Source organism: Petrotoga mobilis SJ95, assembly GCF_000018605.1.
GTDB lineage: Bacteria > Thermotogota > Thermotogae > Petrotogales > Petrotogaceae > Petrotoga > Petrotoga mobilis.
In genome coordinates this window covers 1,016,732-1,031,296 of sequence record NC_010003.1, presented here as the reverse complement: position 1 = coordinate 1,031,296, position 14,565 = coordinate 1,016,732, and the positions used below count along the sequence as shown (strand labels likewise).

The following is a 14,565-nucleotide window of genomic DNA, read 5'->3' as shown; positions in this document are numbered from 1 at the left end:
GCATACACCTCGATCAAACTAATAAGCTCAAAAAATAAGATAAGGCAAAAATTCCAATACTTATTAAAAGGCCTAACAGTCCATTTTTGTCCATTTTTTTTACGTCTTCATCAGAACTTTTACTACCGTTTCTTATCATTTTAGCAGATCTCCATAAAAATACCGTTGAAATTATAAAAAGGATCATTGATATTACAAAAAGAGTGTTTACAAAAGCAAACATTACAGGATCACCTTTTCAACATAAGGACTTGTAAAAGCCCTCAAAACAGAGGAGTAACCTAGCCTAAATCTTATCTTATCCCCTACTTTATACCTCACTTTAGATTCAGTTAAGTCTACGATCGTATGATCACTACTTGCATGGAGTATTTCAATATCGTCGTCCAAGGGATGCATGCTAGTAGGATCAACATCTTGTTCCCCCACCGCTAAAATGCCTTTTATTCTATTACCTTTGTCTTCAAATGTTGGTTTACGACCAAACGAATCATAACCGATGTTGCCATATGGGACGGAAGGTTTTACTTTTAATTCCACAATTTCTGCTTCAAAGATTATCGTATCCTGCCTTGCACCTGGAACGTTGCGGTTGTTGGTTGCGTCCGTTCCGCAGATGATTGATTCCCCCAATCTAAATTGGTTTATACCCTTTGGCAAACTTCCTGCTTCAATTAGGGGTAAGGCAGCGGTATTTCCACCGGAAATTATATCTAGAGTTCTTCCAGTTTCTCTTTGGATTTCTTCTTTTATTTTAACAAGTCTTCCCATATTACTTTCATCAGGGATTACTCCACCAAAACACCCTAAGTTTGTTCCTATTCCAACAATCTCTATTCCTTCTATATCAAGGGCTTTTGAAATCTCAGAAACAGCTTTTTCAAACCAAACTCCTTCTCTTAGATCTCCAACGTCAACCATGTAGATGATTTTAGATCTCTTATTGAATTTAGAAGAAACAGTCCCTAATTTCTTAGTTATCTCTAAGTCACTTATTAACGTATAATCAACATAATTTGCTACATCATCAAGTTCAGAAAACATGGGTATGCGAAGTAACATAAAAGGTCCTTTTATACCAGAATTCCTCATTTTCTTTATGTTTTGAATCCTTGAATCACCCAGTATATTAATTCCACATTCTTTAAGTGCACGAGCAATTGTAGGTTCACCACAAACTACTTTAGTGACACCTACCATTTCAACACCCGAATCAGCACACAATGATTTTAAATATTTTGCATTTTCTTGGATCCTTTCCAAGTAAGCGTAAACCTTTGGATACAAGGAAAATCCTCCTTTATTTAAAATTGCGGGCAATCTTGGCCCGCAATTATGAAAATTTTACTTACGTTAAAACGTCTAAATTTTGACCCTGATACAACTCACCAACGGTTCTAACTAATTTCATCGAAATTCCAGTTTGTTTGTAAATTACAAGAGATAAAAGTTTTTCCATCTCTTCCTTGGACATTGTAGGACTCTGGTTAATGTTTTGACTACTCGTGTGAGGAAGTTGATCACTTCCATAATCAAAACTACTTAGATAAAGTGGCTTGTATTGTTGAGAGGATATAGGATCGATCAATTTGATCCCCCCTTTTTAATTCTGTTTTAGTACTTTTAAAATTTTAGAATCGTCTTCCCCGCTTTCTTCATATATTTTGTTCAATTCGTCAACAGACATCTTAGATATTTTCTCCAAAAGTTCTGGGACACCTTGAGATTTGCCAGGAACACAACCGTCTTTTCCAACCTCACCTTTGACAAACGCCTTTGCGAAGGCTGCACATCCAGGATAACCACAAGATCCACAGTCATTACCTGGCAATACGGCTTTAACAATAGCTTCTCTTGGATCTTCCTTTACTTCAAATTTTTTTGCAGCAAATGCTAAAAAAGTACCGGAAGCAAACCCTAAAATCCCTAATAATAACACCGAATAAACTATTGTGAGCACTGCAAAAAACACCTCCAAAGAAATTCTTTCTAATATTATTATATCACATATTAGTTATATGTTAATTTAAAAGTGTCGACAGTATTTCACTTATTTTCTTTCCATCGGCCCTTCCTTGAACCTTTTGAATTACTAATTTCATAACTTTGCCAAAATCTTTTTTTGATGTTGCATTGACTTCGGTTATAGTTTCTTCTATTATTTTTCTTAACTCTTCGTCAGAGAGCTGTTCAGGAAGATAACCTTGTAAGATCTCAGCTTCTTTTCTTTCTTTTTCAGCGAGATCGTTTCTATCTGCTCTTTCAAACTGTTCAATGGAATCTTCTCTCATTTTTATCTGTTTTCTTATCAATTGGACTATTTCTTCCTCTGTTAACTCAGCTGCTTTTTCAACCTCTTTATTTTTAATCTCTGATATTATTGATCTAACCGCATTTAAAGCAAGGGTATTTTTCTCTTTCATATATTTTTTCAAATCTTTATTTAATACATCTTTTAACATTTATAATCACTCCTTATTCAAGGCTTCATTTCTCTTTCTTCTAAGGTATCTCAATTCTAAAAAGAATATCAATATACTTAATACACCAAAGATTATAACATAAATATTTAAATTTATTTCTGAAAATTCACCTACTAACATATTGGACAAAATATCCAAGATTTCATAAGCTAAAAGAAATAGACCGATAAAAGAAGAAACTATTATATGGGCAGATTTATGATACCATATTCTATTGTCATTAAAAAAACCGTAGATCGAAACTAAGAATATAACAAAAAAAGAAAAGACATAGAAAAAGCTTTTTTGTATATTTAGCAACATAAAAATGATTGATAATATTGCTATCAAAGAAAGTGTGAAGTTTTTATGCTTCATAGGAAAATACCTCCTACAAAAAACACCACATTAGCTATAATATAAGCAACAACGGTGGTGTAAATAAAACTAAAGATAACCCATTTCCAGCCATTTGTCTCCGCCTTAATCGTGGCCAACGTTGCAAAACAAGGAATATAAGCCAAAACGAAGAATATTAGCGCTAAAGCAGATGCCGGGGTTAATGCATTTTGTAAGGCATAGGTTAAAGAGCCTTCTCCAACATTAAAAATTGTGGCATAAGAAGACACGACTATTTCTTTGGCAGCGACACCAAAAATCAAGCCGGTGTTTATTCTCCAATCCCACCCCAAGTGATTAGTTAAAGGTTCAAACACTCTCCCAATAGAAGCGGCAAAACTACTGTTTATATCTGTTCCAAAATTAGGGAAGAAAGACAAAAACCAAATTACTATGGTGGCTATTAAAATTATGCCTCCGGCTTTTTGCAAAAAGTGCTTTCCTCTGTTCCATGTATAAATTGATAAATTTTTGAAAGTAGGCATCCTAAACCTTGGTAGTTCTATGATAAATGGGATATCTTCTGATTGGGTAATGAATCTTTGTAAAAATTTTGAGGATAGTAAAACTAAAGATATACTCGATAAATAGACTAGCAACATTATAGTTGCTGCGTGCGTTGAAAAGAACGCGCTTATTAAAAGTATGTAAACCGGTAACCTTGCACTACACGATGCAAAGGGAAGGCTAATAATTAAAGCTAATCTTTCTTTTTTATTAGCAATTGATTTAGTAGAGATAATGGCTGGAACATTACAGCCGAAACCTAAAATAATAGACATAAAAGATCTACCACTTAATCCAAAATTTCTCGCAATTCTGTCAACTAAAAAGGCTGCTCTTGGCAAATATCCTGATTCTTCCAAGAATCCTAAGAAGAAAAATAAGATAAAAATCTGTGGAATAAAAATCAAAACCCCACCAACCCCAGCTATAACACCATCAACTAGTAGTGACTCCAACCAAGGAACAGTTACAAGTCCGCTGATAGAGTTACCTAAAAAAGTAAAAGCCGAATCCAGCAAATCCGATAATGGTTGAGCGAGGCTGAATGTTAGAGAAAACACTGCAAACAAAGCAAAGACATATATCAATATTCCCAAAACCTTATGAGTAAAAACGTGGTCTAAAATATCTCTCAGAGACCAGTCTATGCCTTCTTTTATTATGGAAGAACTAACCAGATAAGAAATGAAATTAAACTTCCAATTTAAATATTTGTTTTTAAGTTCTTCTATATCAAAATTTTCTTTTAATTCAGCCAAAAAATCTTTGGAAAGCTCCAAATCTTCATTTCCAAACTCTAAAAAGTAGATTGGTAACCAACTACTATCTATATAATTTTGATATTTTGAACTTATCTTAGGATACTTTGAAACTTTGTCTTGAAAAAACTCGATAAAATTCTCTATTTCTTCCGGATACATTATTTTCTTTTCTGTAAGATTTTTTTCTTTAGAAAGATTGTATGCTTCTTCTAAAAGTTCTTCCTTACCTTCCCCTGTCTTGGCGGAAGTCAATATGACAGGGATGTTTAAAGTTTTGGAAATTGGGGATGGATCGATGATTCTCCCTTTTTCCCGAGCTTCATCTACAGCGTTTATAACCAAAATAGTCTTCACGCCAATTTCTATAAGTTGAAACAATAAAAACATCGAACTTTCCAAGTTCAAGGCATCTGCTACAACAATTACTATCTCCGAACTATTACTTATTAAATAATCCTTAGCAACTCTCTCGTCTTCACTTTTAGCTGAAAGAGTGTAAACACCTGGAAGATCGACTAATTTAAAGGTTTTTCCTTTATACTTAAAATTTCCAACTTTCTTCTCTACTGTAACCCCTGGCCAATTAGCAACATATTGTTTAGTGCCCGTCAAAAGGTTGAATAGAGAAGTCTTACCAACGTTAGGATTTCCAATGATTGAAATCTCTGCTTCCTTGTTAACTGTTTCAACGTTATCTTTGAGGATATCCTTGCTCATTTAAGCTCCTCCCATTATTAAATTTGTTTTGAAAAGTTATTTAGTATAATAACAGTTGTTTAATAGGCCTTTTCCACATTTATCTGTCAATGGGCAACTTTTACATACGGGTTCTATTTTATCTATTTTTTCCATTCCAACATTCATGGACCTTAAGAAAGGAATCAAAATGTTTAATTCACTTTGATTTAAGTGAAATTTCTCTTTTAATTCCAAAATGTCAACTTCTTTATTCTTTTTCATGTATTTTTCTAAAGCCGATATATCCATTTTCTAATCCACCTTTTTACAGAATATCTTGGCAGCTCTTCCTCTACCCAATTCGTATTTGCTTCCATCAACCTCAACAATTATCCTATTTCCAAGCTTATTAACTAAATTAATATTAACCCCCTTATACAACCCCATGCTTTTCATTTCCTCTATGAAGTTGTTTCCCCCTTTAAGATCGATAATTTCATATTTTCCAGTTTCACTTTCCAAAAGGTTGAATACTTTGTAAGGAACATCGACAAGGATCTTAGAAGCTTCGCTTTTTCTTAAAACTACTTTTTTTTCTCCAATTTTAAATACCAAAGGATCTCCAAAAGGAGAAACATGAGCTAATTCTATAGATTTACCTGGCGTGATTCCCATTGCAAGAAGACGATTTTTCGTACTTTCTTCTTCATTGTTTAAACTCACTATCTTACCCTTTTGCCCAATAAACAAATCGTGTAAAGGAATTAGCAAATTATAATCACCTCTTTCGAATATTTCAATTCAATTATAACACTTTTTAAAAGAGTTAGCTGTGCCTAAAATTAACAATAAAATGAACTATTATAACGCAACAGTTAAGTTATATACGGATATGCGGTTTGTAGTAACTTCACCGATGCTATTAAACAAATTGATTATTCCTCAATTTTTTGGTTACTATTCACTTCGATTAAAAAATATGATAAAATCAATTATAGAATAATAAGAATTCGGGGCGTAGCGCAGTTGGTAGCGCGTTGGTTTCGGGAACCAAAGGTCGCTGGTTCAAGTCCAGTCGTCCCGACCATTATCAAATTCTTTTTCTATGAAAGCTCAAAATCTTTTTCGGATTTTTGAGCTTTTTGTTTTTTATTTAAAAATTATTGGTAGAATGAGTTAACTTGACTTTTTAATATTCTCTGTGGCATGATTTAAATAAAACTTATAATCATAAAAAAGGAGAAGAGCATTTTGCTTACCCTCATAAAGAATGCAACAGTTTACTCGCCTAAAGCTTTAGGGGAAAAAGATATATTAATTGGTGGAGAAAAAATCTTAGAACTAGTCGATTCGATAGAATTAAATTCTAATCTTAAAGTTGAGATTATCGATGCTGAGGATTATATAGTAGTTCCAGGTTTTATAGATTCACACGTTCATATAACAGGGGGAGGTGGAGAAGGGGGATACAGCACAAGAACTCCCGAAATATCCCTTTCCAAGATAATAAGTTCTGGAATTACTACATTAGTAGGTGTTTTGGGAACCGACAACGCAACTCGAAGTATGCAAAACTTAATTGCAAAAGCAAAAGCATTAAAACAAGAAGGGATAAGCTGCTATACGTATACGGGTTCTTATCATCTACCAGTAAAAACTTTTACCGGCAGAATTATAGACGATTTGGTTTTCATTGAAGAAATAATAGGTGTTGGAGAGGTTGCTATTTCAGACCATAGAGGTTCCCAGCCAACCTTAGAAGAGCTGATAAGATTGACTTCAGAAGCTCGAGTGGGTGGAATTTTATCAAAAAAGGCGGGCATTGTAAATATTCACGTTGGCAGAGGAGAAAAATTCATTCAGATATTACTAGATGTTGTTGAAAATTCAGAATTACCTATTACACAGTTCCTTCCAACTCACATGAACAAGGGAGAAAAAGCTCTTCAAACATGTAAAAATTTCATAGAACAGGGTGGAAGGGTAGATTTCACAACTAGTTCGTCAAAAAAGAAAGACAAAGAGGATCCATCAAAACCATCTAAAGCCTTGAATCTTTTACTTGAAGATGGGGTAAATATTGACAATATATCTTTCTCATCTGATGGACAGGGGAGCTTACCACAATTCGATGAAAAAGGAAATTATATAGGTCTAACAGTAGCAGATGTAGGCACACTCTTTGAAGAAGTAAAGGATTGTGTAATACAAGAAGATATCCCTTTGGAAGAAGCTTTGAAGGTAATCACTATCAATCCTGCAAATTTTCTTAAATTGGAAAACAAAGGCCAAATAAAAGAAAACTTTGATGCAGATATAGTGTTCTTAGATAAAAGTACTCTGGAAATAAAAAAAGTTATGGCAAAGGGTCGCACTATTTAAAAAATCTTGTGGAGGGCAGAGAATGAAAATAACAGATTTAAAATTTGAAAAAATCAAAATTAAACTCAAAAAACCTTTTGTTATCTCCCGAGGATCAACGGAGTATTGTGAATCGGTGCTTGTAAAAATAACTACTGATGAGGGATACTTCGGCTTTGGAGAAGCTACTCCCTCTCGTTCAGTAACGGGGGAAAGCATCGATAGTGTAACAGCAATTCTTCCGACTTTCAAAGAAATATTAATAGGGCAGGATCCACTCGCAATAGAAAGAATTCATTATATATTAAACAAAGCAATCGCAGGAAATACAGCAGCAAAAGCAGCGGTTGATATCTCTCTCTACGATATAAAAGGGAAAGTAATGCAAGAACCCCTTTATAAGCTTCTTGGTGGATTTGAAAGCAAAGTACAGACAGATATCACGATAGGGATTGGTGCGCCACAAGAAATGGCAAATGAAGCCAAAGAGAGCGTAGATAAAGGATTTAATATATTAAAAATCAAAACTGGCGTTGATCTTAAAAACGACGTTGAAGCTATCAGGCTAATAAGAAATAGGGTGGGAGATAAAGTAAGATTGAAAATAGATGCCAACCAAGGATGGAATATACACGATACATTAACTGCAATTAAGATGATGGAAAGTTACAACATTGAAGCCTTTGAACAACCATTAGCCGACTGGGATTTTGATGGATCTGCACTTTTGAGAAAAAAGGCTGATATGAAGATAATTTTAGATGAATCAGTTCATAACGCTCACGATGCGATGCAGGCAATAAAAAAAGATAGTGCCGATATGATCAACATAAAACTGATGAAAAGTGGAGGGCTTTACGAAGCAGAAAAGATTAACACAATTGCAGAATCTGCTGGAATTAATTGTATGGTTGGATGTATGGTAGAAACAAAGGTGGCCCTTACTGCTGGAGCAAGCTTAGTTGCAGCCAAGAGAAATATAAGAGACGCTGATTTAGATTCTTTCATGTATTATGAAGAATACGAAGGAGTAAAAGGAGGATTTGAAGTAGAAGGAGATACAATAATTCTTTCGGACAAACCTGGTTTAGGGATAGAAATCAATATGTGAAAAAAAGAGGGGAGTAGATCTTGATTATAACAAGATCTAGACTGACTATATATCCCTCTTCAATTCCATAGTTGAAAAATCGATTGGAAATTTCACAGGTCTGTCCAAAAGGGCAGACTTGTAAATTCCCAAAACAGCTTCTACAGCCTTTTTCCCTTCTTCGCCATTAATAAAAGGTTCTCGATCCTCTTCTATCGAGTGATAAAAATCTCTGTACAGTGGAATGTGCCCACTACCATAAACGGTATCAGGATCGGGGAGATTTTGAAATGGATGCCCATCTTCTCCTTCAAATCTCCAATATTTTATCTTATTCACCGCTAAGCCGCCGATAACCACTGTGCCTTTTTCTCCAAATATCGATAGAGTTTCTTCCAAGTTTTTTGGATATATATTTGCTGACCCTTCTATAATTCCTACGGAACCGTTTTTAAATTTTATTATTGCCCCTCCAAAATCCTCGGCTTCTATATAAGGATGGGTGAAGTTCTGAATAACACCGTATATTTCATTTATTTCAGAGCCCATATTCCACAATAACAAGTCTATATTGTGAGTACATTGGTTCATCAACGTACCACCGTCGTATTCCCAAGTGCCTCTCCATTTTGCTTGTTTATAATATTCTTCGTTTCTATTCCACCTAATGGAAGCTTGACCGTGAAGAATTCTTCCAAAGGAATTTGTTGTAATTTTTTTTCTTAATTCTTGTATAGGTGGATTGAACCGATTTTGAAAGCAAACCCCTAACTTTAAATTTTTTCTTTTTGCAAGCTCTATCATCTCATTCATATGTTTTGTCGATAGGGCCATTGGTTTTTCCACTAACACATGTTTGTTGTTTTGCAGAGCTGCCATGGTGAGTTCATAATGTTTCCCACTTTCGGTAGCGATTGCCACGGCGTCTATATCCGATCTTTTCAACAATTTTCTATAGTCCGTGTATATCTCTGGTTTCTTTAACCCAGAATTTTCAACCTTACTGGCAAATTGTTCTGCTCTCTCTTCTTTTAGATCGCAAACAGCCACATTTTCAATGATATCAGAATTTTTTATAATTGCTTCTGAGTGTTTTGTTTGAGCAATTCTTCCACAACCTATTACAGCCAATTTAAGCAAAGAATATCACCTACTTTTAAACTTTTCATAATAAAGAAACTTTTTCTGGATACTTCTCTCTAAGTCCTTTTGTGACATTTTTTGTATCAAAAACTATATTGGCATTTTCCAAAACGAAATTGTAATCCACCTTTTTGTGCCCCGTAGTAATTAAGACAGCATCTGATCCCTCTAACAATTCTTTTGTTAAGTCTACCGTTTTATACGCTATTCCTTTGTGAGAAAAACTTTTTATATAAGGGTCATGAATCCTAACTTCTGCACCCTTTCTTTCCAAAAGCTCCAAAACTTTCAAAGCAGGAGACTCTCTTAAATCGTCTATATCGTTTTTATAAGTCACCCCTAACATCAATATTTTGGAACCGTTCAAACACTTTTTATTTTCGTTTAAAATGTCCATTAGTCTTTCAATTACATACTCAGGCATATAATCGTTTATTTCCCCAGCCAATTCTATTATCCTTGTGTGATAGTCAAACTCTCTAGCTTTATACGTTAAATAAAAAGGATCTATTGGAATACAATGCCCGCCCACACCTGGTCCTGGATAAAAGGGCATGAATCCAAAAGGCTTTGTAGCAGCTGCATCTATGACCTGCCAGATATTTATTCCCATTTTCTTTGCTAAGATAGCCATTTCATTTATGAGACCAATATTGACTATTCTAAAGGTATTTTCCAAAATTTTTGACATTTCTGCTTCCTTAGGGGATGAAACGGTGAAAACTTCTGCGTTTAATACGTTTTCATAGAGGGTTTTTGCATGTAAAGTGCATTTTTCGGTAACTCCACCGACTACTTTTGGAGTATTTTTCGTCTTGTAAATCAAATTTCCCGGATCCACCCTTTCTGGGCTAAAAGCTAAATAAAAATCTTTTCCAACCTTGAACCCATACTCTTGTAATAACGGCAGAATTACTTCTTCGGTAGTTCCCGGATAAGTAGTGCTTTCTAAAACAATCAACATTTCTGGATGAAGCCTTTTGGCTACCTCTTTGGTTGAATCAACAACAAAACTTAAATCAGGTTGTTTGTATTTATCCAAAGGAGTTGGAACACATATTGTTACACAATCGCACTCCTTTATTCTATCATAATCGCCTGTAGCGCTTAGATAACCATCGTCAACCAGCTTTTCTAACTCTGAATTTACAACATCTCCGATATAATTTATCCCTTTGTTGACCTTTTCTACTTTTTCTTTTTGAATATCGAACCCTAAAACGTTGTACCCTGCCTTCGCCTTTTCCACCGCAAGAGGTAAACCAACATAACCCAAACCTATTACCCCTATCTTTGCAGTTTTATCTTTTATTTTATCCAATAATGCCATTTTTTAGTCCTCCTCTTTCTAAAATATCGCTATCTTTAGAAACTCTAAAACTATTTTGAAAAAAACTCTTTAATACTTTTAACTACGTATTCCAGCTCCTTTTTGGTGAGCTCTGGAAACATTGGCAAGGCTAACGTCGATTTAGATGCATTTTCAGCTACAGGGAAGTCCCCTTCTTTATAACCCAGGTTCTCAAAGCACTTTTGAAGGTGCAAACCAAGAGGATAGTATATCGATGTTCCAACCCCTTTATTTTCTAAGAATTTTTTCAATTTATCCCTATCTTTGGGGTTATTCAAAGTGACTACGTATTGGTGATAGACATGGGTTCTGTCGTTAAAATAAGCAGGATAACTTAAATCTTCGTTGAGGTTATGTAATTCAAATAATTCTTCATAATTTTTTGCCTTTTTTATTCTTTTATCAATGTATTCATCTAAATTGTTTAGTTTTATTCTCAATATTGCAGCTTGAACTTCGTCTAATCTTGAATTGTAACCAACTTCATCGTGATAATATTTTTTTGCAGCACCATGAACTCTTAATTTTCTGATCCTATCTGCCAAATCCGCATTGTTTGTAACAACCATTCCACCATCACCATAACCACCTAGATTTTTTGTTGGGAAGAAGGAAAATATGCCCAAATCTCCGATGCTGCCACTAAATTTTCTTTCACCATTCTTAAAGTGCCATACAGATCCAATAGACTGAGCGGCGTCTTCTATAATTTTTATGTTGTAATTCTCTCTTATTCTTTCCAATCTCTCTAAATCAACGGTTTTTCCAAAAAGGTGTACGGGAATGATTGCTTTAATTTTTTCTTTTTTTGGATGATTCTCAAGCAAATCTTCGACTTTATCCAAATCAAGGTTGTAATATTTATCTTCTACATCCACAAATATAGGCGTGGCACCATTCAGTAAAATTGCACTTGCGGTTGCAAAAAAAGTATATGGTGTGGTGATAACGTAATCTCCTTCTTTTATACCTATAGCTTGAACGGATATCCTTAAGGCATCAGAGCCATTGGCAACACCAATAGCGTACTTTACGTTTATATACTTTGCAATTTCCTCTTCTAAGGCTTTTACATTACTTCCCATAACCACATTTCCAGAAGTGAAAACAGCATCCAACTTTTTTAGAACATTTTTTCTCAATTTTTCGTATTGTCGTGTTAAATCAAAAAGAGGAACCTTCATCTTGTCTTCCATCTCATCTCCCCTCCAAAGAAATATTGCCTTCCTCATCTATCTTAAAAACATATAATTTTTCCAAATTTTTTTCAGTTGCCTTTTCCAAAATTTTTTCTGACTTCCTAAAAGAAGCTATTATGAGTGCATCGTAGGTTAGCTCTTTGGCTTTTTCCGGAGGGTAAATATCTATTCCTTGAAGTTTATCACCTTGTTTTAAAGGGGAATCATCCAAAAATCCAATTATATTAATATTTTCATCCTTCAAAACCTTCAATACAATTCCTCCAACAACCCCCGCACCATACAAAAGAATATCCTTTAAATTATCTTTTTTAAGAGTTTGAAAAACTTTTTTGAATGAGTCTTTGGTTTCTGTATATAACTCAGAAACCTCGTCAACGAAACTGAGGGTTAAAAATTGCAACCTCTTTTTTCCTGCCTCTGTGAGCTCATAACTCATATTGCGTTTGTTTTCACCGCTTTTTATGATATTTCCATTCTCTTCAAAATCTTTTAAGTACTTGTTTATCATAGATGGAACGACCCCTACTTTTTTTGCCATTGTATCTTGAGAAATATCATTTTCTTGAGAAATTAACTTTAAGATCACCATTTCTCTAAAATTCGGAGAAGGATTAAAAAATGTGTAATTTTGTATATTGAGCATTAAGAAAATCACCTCTAATCATTTCATTCATACACTAAGTGAATAATCATAATTAATTATATCAGGTATTTTTTTAAAAGTCAATTGAAGTTTTAAATTCAAAAAAAATAAAGACGCACAGATCGTGCGCCTTCAAAAGTTTTTAAAAGTCGATATTTTAATTTTACAGTTTATACTCTGAAGTATCACCCAAAAAGCTTTTTTGCTATTTCAGCTACTCTTCTTCCTTGACTTTTTGCAATGTTGAGGTCTATTTCATTAGGTCTATTTTCCTCGCCTTGGATAATAATTGCCGAGGCACCATATGGTGTACCTCCATGAATATTCGACACATCGCTCAGACCTGGCTCATTGAAAGGAATTCCCACAATAATCATCCCATGATGCAATAACGTTGTATGAAAATTTAAAATGGTAGATTCTTGACCTCCATGTTGAGTACTGGTAGAAGTGAAAACACTACCTATTTTTCCAACTAAGCTTCCCCTTGCCCAAAGTGGACCTGTTGTATCAAGAAATTGCCTCATTTGTGCCGCCATCATGCCAAATCTAGTGGGAGTTCCAAAAATTATTGCATCAGCTTCAACAAGTGAATCCAAATTTGCTATTGGAATATGGGAAAATTGTTCTTGTGCCTTTTTAGCACCGGATTGGATTAGAATATCTTCAGGAACGGTTTCAGGGACTCGGTAGATCTTAACATCTGTTCCTTCTACTTCTTTTGCGCCTTCTGCTTCGGCTTTAGCCATTTGATAAATATGACCATACATACTATAGAATATAACGTTGACTTTTGCCATCTAATGGCCTCCTTTATAAAATGTCTTCTATGATATCTGTTGTTACAATACAAGCATAAACGAACTTTGCTTATTCGTCCTGTCCACTTATCTTTTTTAATGGGAGGATCCAATTTTTCATATAACCAGTGGATCTTAGATTTCAATTGTTAATAATTTTTTTTATAGCTTTTTTTATTTTTATATTCCTTTACGAAGGTTTTTTCAATGGAAGCCAGTCAAGCACTTTTTCGATGTAAGTATCCCAAAATTCCCACGTATGTGCACCTGGCCCTTCTTCATAAGTTAAATCCACATTGTTTTCAATAAGAAAATCCCTGAAATCACGGTTAGAGTTTATTAAATTATCTTCGGTGCCACAAGCCATATACATTTTAGGGAACTGGCCCAATGGATTTTCTTTGATATTCTTCACAAGAACCTTTGGATTCTTATCTGACAAAATAGCTTCCTTAGGATCTCCGAAGGCGCTCTTCTTACAAGCAATCACTTGATATGATTCATCAAGCATTTGCTCAAAATTCAAAGCACTGGAAAGTCCAGCAACACAGCCAAAAGTTTCATGGTATTTTAGGCCATTTCTAATGGCACCGTAACCTCCCATAGAAAGTCCTGCAATAAAAGTATCCTCTTTTTTTCTTGACAAAGGAAACATTTTTCTGGTGATATTAACAAGTTCTCTTCCTATAAATTCACCATAAAAATTTCCAGATTCTGGTTGGTCCAGATAAAACGAATTCTCACCAGAAGGCATTACAACAGCCAGATTCCTTCCCTCAGCCAATCTTTGAATTCTTGTTTCTGATACCCAGTCAGAATAATTACCGAATATTCCATGAAGAAGATATAGTGTTTTGAAAGTATTATTGTCATTGTCTGTGATTTCAGACTTACCTGAAAGATTCGCTTTATCCATTGGTAGGACCACCATAATTGGTACTTTCCTCATTAATGACCTCGACATAAAGTTTACCTCTAGTAAAGCCATAATATCTCTCCTTAAAATCAAATTCTGCTTCTTTTATTGGAATATTTGTTCAATATTTTAGGTTTCTTTCTTCTCCTATGAACTTATTCTACAATTCGTTAAAAATAATTTTAGTTATTTCAAAAATGTTATTTGGATAAATTTAGTCCCTTTTATTATACAGGTAATTTATTAACAAGA

At 34.4% G+C, this 14,565-nt stretch carries 17 protein-coding genes and 1 tRNA gene; 3 read left to right on the top strand and 15 right to left on the bottom strand.

The features are described from left to right. Positions 1-13: 13 nt before the first annotated feature. From PMOB_RS05025 to PMOB_RS04985, 9 genes are all read right to left on the bottom strand, one after another. Complete coding sequence (locus tag PMOB_RS05025) at positions 14-223, bottom strand: hypothetical protein (RefSeq protein ID WP_041534068.1); 210 nt, start codon at positions 221-223, stop codon at positions 14-16. Then, positions 223-1,287, bottom strand: a complete 1,065-nt coding sequence (locus PMOB_RS05020) for an alanine/ornithine racemase family PLP-dependent enzyme (RefSeq protein ID WP_012208796.1) — start codon at positions 1,285-1,287, stop codon at positions 223-225. Before PMOB_RS05020 ends, PMOB_RS05025 begins: the two co-directional genes overlap by 1 nt. 61 nt (positions 1,288-1,348) lie before the next feature. Further along, positions 1,349-1,588, bottom strand: coding sequence for a hypothetical protein (locus PMOB_RS05015; RefSeq protein WP_012208795.1), 240 nt, complete (start codon positions 1,586-1,588; stop codon positions 1,349-1,351). A 15-nt stretch (positions 1,589-1,603) separates the two neighbouring features. Beyond that, complete coding sequence (locus tag PMOB_RS05010; RefSeq protein WP_012208794.1) at positions 1,604-1,960, bottom strand: RnfABCDGE type electron transport complex subunit B; 357 nt, start codon at positions 1,958-1,960, stop codon at positions 1,604-1,606. A gap of 61 nt (positions 1,961-2,021) precedes the next feature. Continuing rightward, positions 2,022-2,462 carry a GatB/YqeY domain-containing protein gene (locus PMOB_RS05005; protein ID WP_012208793.1) on the bottom strand — a complete coding sequence of 147 codons (441 nt, stop codon included), beginning with the start codon at positions 2,460-2,462 and terminating at the stop codon, positions 2,022-2,024. 6 nt (positions 2,463-2,468) lie between these two features. Then, positions 2,469-2,840, bottom strand: coding sequence for a hypothetical protein (locus PMOB_RS05000; protein WP_012208792.1), 372 nt, complete (start codon positions 2,838-2,840; stop codon positions 2,469-2,471). Continuing rightward, a complete protein-coding gene (gene feoB / locus PMOB_RS04995) occupies positions 2,837-4,846 on the bottom strand; it encodes a ferrous iron transport protein B (protein WP_012208791.1) in 2,010 nt (669 codons plus the stop codon). The genes PMOB_RS05000 and feoB overlap by 4 nt, the downstream gene beginning before the upstream one ends. 36 nt (positions 4,847-4,882) lie before the next feature. After that, positions 4,883-5,116: a hypothetical protein gene (locus tag PMOB_RS04990; RefSeq protein WP_041534067.1), complete on the bottom strand. Its 234-nt coding sequence runs from the start codon at positions 5,114-5,116 to the stop codon at positions 4,883-4,885. Positions 5,117-5,119: 3 nt separating this feature from the next. Then, the gene (locus tag PMOB_RS04985) at positions 5,120-5,578 is read right to left on the bottom strand and encodes a FeoA family protein (RefSeq protein WP_012208790.1); all 459 of its coding nucleotides are present in this window, start codon (positions 5,576-5,578) and stop codon (positions 5,120-5,122) included. A gap of 240 nt (positions 5,579-5,818) precedes the next feature. Between PMOB_RS04985 and PMOB_RS04980 the strand changes: the two genes are divergently transcribed. From PMOB_RS04980 to PMOB_RS04970, 3 genes are all read left to right on the top strand, one after another. Beyond that, positions 5,819-5,894 (top strand) — tRNA-Pro (locus tag PMOB_RS04980). Between the two features lie 164 nt (positions 5,895-6,058). Continuing rightward, positions 6,059-7,189, top strand: a complete 1,131-nt coding sequence (gene iadA / locus PMOB_RS04975) for a beta-aspartyl-peptidase (RefSeq protein ID WP_012208789.1) — start codon at positions 6,059-6,061, stop codon at positions 7,187-7,189. Positions 7,190-7,211: 22 nt separating this feature from the next. Beyond that, entirely contained in the window at positions 7,212-8,279 is a 1,068-nt protein-coding gene (locus tag PMOB_RS04970) for a mandelate racemase/muconate lactonizing enzyme family protein (RefSeq protein ID WP_012208788.1), read from the top strand. 45 nt (positions 8,280-8,324) lie between these two features. On the opposite strand, the gene PMOB_RS04965 is transcribed toward PMOB_RS04970, so the two are convergent. The 6 genes from PMOB_RS04965 to PMOB_RS04940 all read right to left on the bottom strand — a co-directional run bounded on the left by PMOB_RS04965 (position 8,325) and on the right by PMOB_RS04940 (position 14,385). Further along, complete coding sequence (locus PMOB_RS04965) at positions 8,325-9,398, bottom strand: Gfo/Idh/MocA family protein (RefSeq protein WP_012208787.1); 1,074 nt, start codon at positions 9,396-9,398, stop codon at positions 8,325-8,327. A 25-nt stretch (positions 9,399-9,423) separates the two neighbouring features. Then, the gene (locus PMOB_RS04960) at positions 9,424-10,731 is read right to left on the bottom strand and encodes a nucleotide sugar dehydrogenase (RefSeq protein ID WP_012208786.1); all 1,308 of its coding nucleotides are present in this window, start codon (positions 10,729-10,731) and stop codon (positions 9,424-9,426) included. A gap of 50 nt (positions 10,732-10,781) precedes the next feature. Beyond that, positions 10,782-11,948: a DegT/DnrJ/EryC1/StrS family aminotransferase gene (locus tag PMOB_RS04955; protein WP_012208785.1), complete on the bottom strand. Its 1,167-nt coding sequence runs from the start codon at positions 11,946-11,948 to the stop codon at positions 10,782-10,784. Position 11,949: 1 nt separating this feature from the next. After that, entirely contained in the window at positions 11,950-12,597 is a 648-nt protein-coding gene (locus PMOB_RS04950) for a winged helix-turn-helix transcriptional regulator (RefSeq protein ID WP_012208784.1), read from the bottom strand. 185 nt (positions 12,598-12,782) lie between these two features. Continuing rightward, on the bottom strand, positions 12,783-13,397 hold the full coding sequence (gene wrbA / locus PMOB_RS04945) for an NAD(P)H:quinone oxidoreductase (protein WP_012208783.1): 615 nt from the start codon (positions 13,395-13,397) through the stop codon (positions 12,783-12,785). A gap of 190 nt (positions 13,398-13,587) precedes the next feature. Next, positions 13,588-14,385: an alpha/beta hydrolase gene (locus tag PMOB_RS04940; RefSeq protein WP_012208782.1), complete on the bottom strand. Its 798-nt coding sequence runs from the start codon at positions 14,383-14,385 to the stop codon at positions 13,588-13,590. Positions 14,386-14,565 lie beyond the last annotated feature (180 nt).